At 40.3% G+C, this 7,761-nt stretch carries 6 protein-coding genes and 1 pseudogene; 6 read left to right on the top strand and 1 reads right to left on the bottom strand.

The window, feature by feature from the left end; genetic code table 11:
• The 4 genes from CDC33_RS13340 to CDC33_RS13325 all read left to right on the top strand — a co-directional run.
• On the top strand, positions 1–697 hold a 697-nt coding region (locus tag CDC33_RS13340; RefSeq protein ID WP_146195884.1), incomplete at its 5' end, for a tetratricopeptide repeat protein.
• Positions 698–1,038: 341 nt separating this feature from the next.
• Positions 1,039–1,626 (top strand): Uma2 family endonuclease, encoded by a 588-nt coding sequence (locus CDC33_RS13335; protein WP_109008873.1) that lies wholly within the window; start codon positions 1,039–1,041, stop codon positions 1,624–1,626.
• Positions 1,627–2,241 (top strand): hypothetical protein, encoded by a 615-nt coding sequence (locus CDC33_RS13330; protein ID WP_109008872.1) that lies wholly within the window; start codon positions 1,627–1,629, stop codon positions 2,239–2,241.
• A gap of 234 nt (positions 2,242–2,475) precedes the next feature.
• Positions 2,476–2,838 carry a DUF433 domain-containing protein gene (locus CDC33_RS13325; protein WP_109008871.1) on the top strand — a complete coding sequence of 121 codons (363 nt, stop codon included), beginning with the start codon at positions 2,476–2,478 and terminating at the stop codon, positions 2,836–2,838.
• A gap of 178 nt (positions 2,839–3,016) precedes the next feature.
• Here the strand turns inward: CDC33_RS13325 and CDC33_RS41935 are convergent.
• A pseudogene (locus CDC33_RS41935) lies at positions 3,017–3,130 on the bottom strand (IS982 family transposase); the annotation flags it as partial.
• Positions 3,131–3,794: 664 nt separating this feature from the next.
• Between CDC33_RS41935 and CDC33_RS13315 the strand changes: the two are divergent.
• Together CDC33_RS13315 and CDC33_RS13310 are read left to right on the top strand one after the other, a co-directional pair.
• Complete coding sequence (locus CDC33_RS13315; protein WP_109008870.1) at positions 3,795–5,381, top strand: helix-turn-helix domain-containing protein; 1,587 nt, start codon at positions 3,795–3,797, stop codon at positions 5,379–5,381.
• A gap of 134 nt (positions 5,382–5,515) precedes the next feature.
• Positions 5,516–7,759, top strand: a complete 2,244-nt coding sequence (locus CDC33_RS13310) for a TOMM precursor leader peptide-binding protein (protein ID WP_109008869.1) — start codon at positions 5,516–5,518, stop codon at positions 7,757–7,759.
• The last annotated feature ends 2 nt before the right edge of the window (positions 7,760–7,761 follow it).

Raw genomic sequence — 7,761 nt, 5'->3', positions numbered from 1 at the left:
GACCGTGATTTTATGGGATTTAGATTTCGATAATTTATTACACAGTGGTTGCAATTTGCTAAATAATTATCTCATTGCCCATCCAGAAGTGTTAGAAGAGTTGCGATCGTGCCAAAGTCCATCTCGCTTGGCGCAAGGGGCGACAGTGTTAGTTATCCAAGGTGAGAAGTTAGCGCGAAATGATGATATTAATGGCGCTATTGAGAAATTTAGCAAAGCCCAGCAGTGGGATAATAAATTAAAGTTTGATTCCCAAGCGAGAGCAAAAGAGTTGGCGAATCAAACCAAAGTTGAAGGCTTAGTTGATGAAGGGAACAGTCGCTTAGAAGAGAAAAAGTTTAAGGAAGCGCTAGCAGCTTATACCAAAGCTCTCAAGCTCGATCCAAAAGCCGAAATCCCTGCTGATTCTTGGAATACACTATGCTGGGACGGTAGTCTGCAAAAACAAGCCGCCGATGTTTTACCAGCCTGTGAAAAAGCCGTTACACTTGCGCCTGAAGATAGCAATAATCGTGATAGTCGTGGCTTGGCTAGGGCGCTGATAGGCAACACCCAAGGAGCAATTGAAGACTTTGAAGCATACATCGCCCAGACTAAAGATAAAGATAGTAAAGCACAACGGCAACGCTGGGTAAAAGATTTACGGGCGGGGAAGAATCCGTTTACAGAAGCAGAACTTAAGAAGTTACGAAATTAGGGCATTGGGCATGGGGCATGGGGCATGGGGCATGGCAATACGGTTCGGATAAGCATTTTTCACTTTCCTTGTGGTCTGGGGAAAGGGTAAGGGGTAAAGGGTAAAGGATGTATTGAAAACCTTTCCCCTTTTCCCTTTGCCCTTTAACCGAACCGTATTGTGGGGCATGGGGCATGGGAAAGAGGATTTGGGGACTCTTGAGAATTGGGGACAAGGGGAAACACTTGTTGCAAGTTCTTATTTAAGTCGCCTTGTCCCCTTGTCCCCTTGTCTCCCCTGCTCCCCCTGCCTCCTCATCTCCCTTATTGCATAGAATAGTTGTATTGAGTCATCAATTCGCCATGACTGTAACCACCAAAAAACTGACTTTTGCTGAGTATCTCAAATATAGCGACGCCACCGATACCCAATATGAATTGCTAGATGGAGAATTAATCCCCATGAGTCTTGGCACTGGCAAGCACGGCGGTATCTCAAAGTTTTTAGAACGAAGCTTTGATGACGAAAGTGCCTTCAGGGATAAGAACTGGACAGCACAAAAGTTTTCTGTGGGAGTGCGTTCTCCACGCTCTGGACGTTGGGACACCTCACGAATTCCAGATGTGGTAGTATTACCAACACAGCAATGGGAAGCACTTTCTAATCGAGAAGCTGTAATTGAACTCAACGAAATACCTCCCATACTAGTAGTAGAAGTGGTCAGCGAATCTACACAAACCACAGACTACCGCAGTAAACGTTCTGAGTATGCTGTTCTCGGAATTCCTGAATACTGGATTGTTGACCCGATTCAAGAGGTGGTAACAATATGCACCTTAGTAGAAGGGTTCTATGATGCTGTTGCATTCCGAGGACAAGAACGCATCATCTCTTCGACTTTTCCACACTTAGATTTGAGTGCTGAACAAATCTTGGCAGGACACAAGTAAATGGCATACAGCGATTTTAGTCTGGCTAAAGTGAAAAAGAGTTTTGACTTAACACTCGATGAAACTCGGAATTTATTTGCTGATACAAAACCTGTTACACCATCAGAAACTCTCAGAACGATTTTAATAGATTACATTCCTTTAGCAACTGCAATTTCAACCGAAAAAGCTAGGTCAGAGTTTTTAATTGCACCAATTCTTGCAGAGGTCAGACGATTATTAAATAATAAAATCTCATTGTTCTCTGGAAATGAATTTAATGTTGATGCAACTCAAGGCTTGCAAGGTTTTTATGATTACATCATCAGCAATTCCCAAGAGCAATTATTTATTTCTGCTCCGGTAATGTTGATTTTTGAAGCGAAAAAAGAAGATATTATCGGCGGTCTGGGTCAATGTGTAGCAGCAATGATTGCAGCGCAACTATTCAATCAAAATCAAGGCAATGAAGTTGGGCGGATTTACGGCTCGGTTACTAGTGGAACTAACTGGAAGTTTTTATTTTTAGAAGATACGACTGTTTATATAGATTCGACCGAGTATTATATTAAAGAAGTTGATAGAATTTTGGCTATTTTATTGCAACCTTTTCAACCTGTTTTAACTACTGTTTAAATATATAGCAGATGCTAATAATGTAACTTATACCATTTCACGAAGAATTTGATACAGATGTAAACCTTGCCCACACCTGTCTCGTCCTGAACTTCTCGCCTCAATATTAACTAGTGATTAATTTTTTGAGCAATCCAAAATCTTTTGCCCAAGTGGACTATCTTATCGGTGCATTGGCGCAACCCGCTATAGGCATCGCTCATAATAGATGAAGCCCGATAAAGGTAAACTGGTATGGATTGGAGAACTTATATTCATTCAGACCCGAAAATTCTCCTTGGAAAGCCTATCGTCAAAGGAACGCGGCTATCTGTGGAATTCATATTGGGGTTGTTTGCCGAAGGTTGGACAGAACAGCAAGTTACAGAAAGCTATCCAACTCTTAGCGCTCCTGCAATCCAAGCTGTGTTCGCATTTGCGGCGGAGTGTCTCATAGGACTTACGCACACTCTACGAATTCTCGGCGCTCTTGGCGTCTTGGCGGTTCGAGAAATTAAGCTTTTTAGCAATTTTTGCGTAAGTCCTATCTCAAAGAGGATGTATTCTACACATCGTTGCTGTCTACTGAGGCCAGGTAATGCGGTTTCTGGCGAATGAGAATTTCCCATTGGCTTGTCCTACCATACTAGGTGCTGTGTAACCTACTTTCACAGGGGAGTAACGCGATTTTGTGATGTCGGAAAAAAACAAGCGATCGCTAAATCACTGGTTTACGTACAAAAAAATATTTAATACAAATAACTCAAAATTAGTACTTAGACAACCTGAGTTCGGGTTAAGCAGGTTGTGATAAAAGCCACTCCATCTGAAGGCTGGGTTTCTTTGGTTGATGGCAATAAGCGATTAATCCGCACAGAACATTAACGCAAAAATTAACGGGACTTCTGTGCCAATACGCTTGGGTTAAGCCTTTTTTTCTTCCCCTGCTTCCCCTGCCTTCCCTGCCTTGGTATTAGTGGGATAGGTTCAGATATCCGAAACCTGGATTTACTGTACAGGAAGGCTTACGATACGAGCTTTTTAGCCCAATTGCACGGAGGAAACATGAGTCTCAAGTCAGTAATTTTCATAATGAGATTTGCTGACTTTAGGTATATTTTATCGTTGTTTAGGTTCTCAACCTGATTTATTCCTATTTTTTTTAATTTCTCACCTATCAATCCTGATTTTTTATTCTTTGATTAATTTAATACCTAATTTTATATAAAATATTTTCCTGACTTTTTCCAATTGTGTTCTAGTTTGATTTCCAGAATCATAGTAAATGGAAATAGTTATTTCGAGGAAAACGCTAACATTTATAAACCATTGTTATTTTGATAATTCTGCATTGAGCGAGTTTAAATTCTCTTTAATTCAGGGCAAACGCATCTAAATTACTCTTACTCTTAACTAAATTTAAGAAATAACGAAAAAGGTTTAGTTTGATAGATTCAAAGCGATTACCTAAAGTTATGTAAATAAATGATACTAATTCTCTGTAAAGTCGCAAAATTTTGAACGTTGTTTCTGATTTAGGATTGCCATAGCAAATTCTAATAAAAGGAAAATCTATGAATGTTGAAGAAGTTCTCAACTTTACTGATGCCTTAATATTCGCAAAGAAGGGTAAACATCTAAGTGACATTCAACAGCTGATAATTCAAGCAGCTTGGTCTGGGACACGTCAGTGTTATGACCAGATAGCACAAACAAACGGTTATTCCCCTAATTACCTTAAGCAAGATGCTGGTCCTAAATTATGGCAACTACTTTCAGATATCTTTGGGGAAAAGATTAAAAAAAGCAATTTTCGCGCCGCAGTTGAGCGGCAAGCGAGTTTAGTGTCCCATGAAAGCGGAGTTATTCATCAAGACCAAATCTATCTGACCGACCGATGCCAAGATTGGGGCGAGGCACCTGATGTTTCAATTTTCTATGGTCGCAGCAATGAACTGGTTCAGCTAGAACAATGGATTGTTGTTGAGCGCTGCCGCATAGTAGGGCTTGTAGGCATGGGGGGAATTGGCAAAACCCATCTGTCTGTGAAATTAGCTGAACAAATTCAAGAGCAATTTGATTATGTCATTTGGCGATCGCTACGTAATGCCCCATCTCTACAACAGATTCTAGAATCTTTGCTCCAATTCATTGCCAAAAGTCAGGAAACGGATTTACCAGCAACCTTAGATAAGAAAATATCACTCCTAATTGATTATTTCCGAAAGCATCGATGTTTATTAGTACTGGATGATGTGGAGACGATTTTATGCGGTGGGGATTATACGGGCTTCTACAAACAAGGTTATGAATATTATGGCGATTTCTTCAAACGTCTGGGAGAATGCCGCCACAACAGCTGCTTGGTACTCATCAGTCAGGAGAAACCTCAAGAAATTTCTGTAATGCAAGGGGAAACCCTGCCAGTTCGCTGCCTCAACTTACGCGGTTTAAGTGTATCAGCCGGACTACAGATACTTCAACTTAAGGGTTGTTACTGCAACTTGGATGCTGAATGCACAATTCTAATTGAACAATATTTAGGTAATCCATTGGCATTAAAGATGGTGGCAGAAGTGATTCAAGAATTATTTGAGGGAAACGTAGGGGAATTTCTTAAATATAATACCTTAGTTATTGATGAAATTCGCGCTCTCCTACAGCAGCACTTAAATCGATTATCAGAGTTAGAAAACACAGTTTTATACTGGTTAGCAATTAATCGCGAACCAGTGTCTATTGAGGAATTACAATCAGATATTTATCCCTGTGTTTCTCAACAAACATTAATAAAAAATCTTAAATCTTTAGTTCAACGTTTATTAATTGAAACCACTGCAAATTCTTTTTATTTGCAGCCATTACTAATGGAATATGCAAGTAGCTTGTTGATTGAACAGGTTTGTAAAGAAATTGAGACAGGCGAACTTATTTTGCTAAAAAGCCATATTTTGCTTAAAGCTGACGCTAAAGATTATATTAAAAAATCTCAAACGAGTTTCATAATTCAACCTATTATAGATAGGCTGCTAGTTGTTTTTAAAAATCAGAGTAATTTGGAAATTCGGTTCAAGGAAATTATCTCAGAACTGCAAGTTTACTCTCCCCAAGAATCTAGCTATGCTGCCGAAAATATTCTGAATCTCCTTTGTAAACTTTAAACAAATTTAAATGGCGATGATTATTATGATTTAAATGTTTGGCAAGCGTATTTACAAGATGTGAATTTACACAATGTCAACTTTACGAGTGCTGCGATCGCTAAGTCAATTTTCGCTCATTCTACTACTAAATTATGAAAAAACCACGATTTAAGCCTCATTTTCACGTTGAAATTGTTCCACCTAACACTGTTTATCTATTAAGTGAACAGTCTTCTATTGCCCTTAAGGGAAGTCTTTACTGTCAACTAGCTCCTATGCTGGATGGTAATCATAGTATTGAAGAAATAATCAGTAAGTTGAAGAAGGCAATTCCTTTTACTAGCATTTACTACGCTCTTAACCAGCTTAAAAGCAAAGGTTATACTACAGAAGCTGTCGATTCTCTTACCCCAGAAGTTGCAGCATTCTGGAGCCTACTCAACATAGACCCTCAAGTGTCCTTCAACCGCTTGCAGGAAACTTTTGTATCTGTAATTTCCTTTGGCAATGTACCAACTGAGCCTTTGATTGTTGCTTTGGAATCTCTAGGTATTCAAGTACGTTCTTCGCGATCGCATCAAGGTTTAAAATCCCTAGCAGTTGTGTTAACCAATGATTACCTACAGCCAGATTTGCGTGATTTCAATCAAGCAGCCATTGATGCCAACCAACCGTGGGTACTGGTCAAGCCTATTGGGGTTGAACTATGGATAGGCCCGATTTTTTACCCAGGTAGAACAGGTTGTTGGCAATGTTTAGCCCAACGTCTTTATGGTAATCGGGAAGTTGAAACCGCAATCCGACATCAACTCGGCTCTCTTGAGAGTATTCCCACCTCCCGTGCCATTTTGCCCTCCACACTCCAAATTGGGCTAAACCTTGCAGCGACAGAAATTCTCAAGTGGATTGTTCTAGAAGATACACAAAAAAACTCAATCCCTACTTTGGAAGGCAAAGTTATTACTTTTAACTCAGCCAAGCTGGAACTACAAACCCATATCCTTACCAAACGTCCTCAATGCGCTGTTTGTGGAGATATTTATCGACAAGATAAACCCAAACCGATTATTCTTACAAGTCGTAAAAAGCAGTTTACTACTGATGGTGGTCATCGAATTTTCTCCCCAGAGCAAACTCTCAAGCATTACGAGCATCACATTAGCCCAATTACAGGTGTCGTCAGTGCTTTGGTACGTACTTCTGAGTCTAATAGTAACTTGCTTCATAGCTATTTAGCAGTCCACAACTTTGGTACTGCAAACGATCTACAAAGCTTGCGCCATTTACTACACAATAAAGCAGCCGGAAAGGGAAAGACCGATCAACAAGCTAGAGCTAGTGGCTTTTGTGAGGCGATCGAACGCTATTGTGGAGTTTATCAAGGTGACGAAATCCGGGTCAAAAGTACTTATGCTCAGTTGGTATCCGCGATTCATCCTTCTGTATGTCTGCAATTTAGTCCAATCCAGTACCAAAACCGCGCAGTCTTGAATCAGAAATTTGGGGTAGATTTTATCCCAGAACCCTTTGACGAAACTAAGGAAATTGAGTGGACTTCAGTCTGGTCTTTAACGCAACAAACCTTTAGATATTTGCCCACAGCTTTATGCTATTACAATTATCCTTTACCCCCAGATCATTTGTTTGGTTTTGCCAACTCTAACGGCAACGCTGCTGGCAATACCTTGGAAGAAGCCATTCTTCAAGGCTTTATGGAATTGGTCGAGCGGGATAGTGTCAGTATTTGGTGGTACAATCGCCTGAATCGTCCTGCTGTAGACCTAGCTAGTTTTCAAGACCCCTATCTGCTAGAATTGCAAGCTTATTACAAAAGCCTAAAACGGGAATTTTGGGTACTTGACTTGACATCTGATTTGGAAATTCCTGTCTTTGCAGCAGTTTCTCGTTGCACAGATGAAGCTGAGAAAATTGTCGCAGGCTACGGATGTCATTTTGATGCCAAAATAGCCTTATTGCGGGCTGTGACGGAAATGAACCAATTCTTGACAAGAGTTGAGACACAATACCCAAGAAAGACTGAGGGGGAACTCCACGAATGGCTAACATTTGCGGCGATCGCAAATCAACCTTACCTAACACCAAATCACCTTGCGCCAAAAGTTTACACAGATTATCCACAACATTGTAGTGACGATCTTCAAGAAGATGTACTCAGTTGTGTAGCAATAGCCAAGCAGCATAATTTAGAAACTTTGGTGCTGGATCAAACTCGCCCAGACATTGGACTGAATGTGGTGAAGGTAATTGTTCCAGAATTAAGACATTTTTTGCCTCGGTTTGGTTCTGGAAGACTTTACGACGTACCAGTAAAAATGGGCTGGCTACCAGCACCTTTAGTAGAGGAACAAATGAATAAAATCCCAATGCCTTTTTGATA

Origin of the sequence: Nostoc commune NIES-4072 (genome assembly GCF_003113895.1) — a bacterium.
GTDB classification, from domain to species: domain Bacteria; phylum Cyanobacteriota; class Cyanobacteriia; order Cyanobacteriales; family Nostocaceae; genus Nostoc; species Nostoc commune.
The sequence above is the reverse complement of the archived record's forward strand: the minus strand, read 5'-3'. Positions and strand labels throughout refer to the sequence as shown.

Coding starts and splice junctions, on each gene's coding strand:
- CDC33_RS13310 (WP_109008869.1), top strand. CDS start 5,516: ATGAAAAAACCACGATTTAAGCCTCATTTTCACGTTGAAATTGTTCCA.
- CDC33_RS13335 (WP_109008873.1), top strand. CDS start 1,039: ATGACTGTAACCACCAAAAAACTGACTTTTGCTGAGTATCTCAAATAT.
- CDC33_RS13325 (WP_109008871.1), top strand. CDS start 2,476: ATGGATTGGAGAACTTATATTCATTCAGACCCGAAAATTCTCCTTGGA.
- CDC33_RS13330 (WP_109008872.1), top strand. CDS start 1,627: ATGGCATACAGCGATTTTAGTCTGGCTAAAGTGAAAAAGAGTTTTGAC.
- CDC33_RS13315 (WP_109008870.1), top strand. CDS start 3,795: ATGAATGTTGAAGAAGTTCTCAACTTTACTGATGCCTTAATATTCGCA.